General features: G+C 43.1%; 1 pseudogene. It reads left to right on the top strand.

Features of this window, described 5'->3' with window-relative positions:
* A pseudogene (locus B3N33_RS04160) lies at positions 1-191 on the top strand (histidine ammonia-lyase); the annotation flags it as partial.
* Between the last annotated feature and the right edge of the window lie 69 nt (positions 192-260).

Here is a 260-nt window from a genome sequence, read left to right as displayed (position 1 = left end):
CCCTTATCTCTATTGAGGCGCTTCTCGCATTCAGAGCTCTGTCGTTTCGACATCCCAGGAAGTCCGGTTCTGTTATAGAGCAGCTGTTTGAAGAGATTGCAGGCATCGTTCCCGATCACAGAGAGGATCGCTATTTTGGAACGGAGTTTTCAAGTGTAAGAGAACTTCTATTTAAGAGGGCCGGTCTATAAGTAGATTGGTTTTCATAGAAGGAACTATCGATGAAAAGTTCTAATTGCACGGTAATTCCAGAAAAAAGA

The sequence above is a fragment of the Mesotoga sp. UBA5825 genome (assembly GCF_002432955.1).
In the GTDB taxonomy this organism is placed as follows: Bacteria; Thermotogota; Thermotogae; order Petrotogales; family Kosmotogaceae; genus Mesotoga.
The sequence above is the reverse complement of the archived record's forward strand: the minus strand, read 5'-3'. Positions and strand labels throughout refer to the sequence as shown.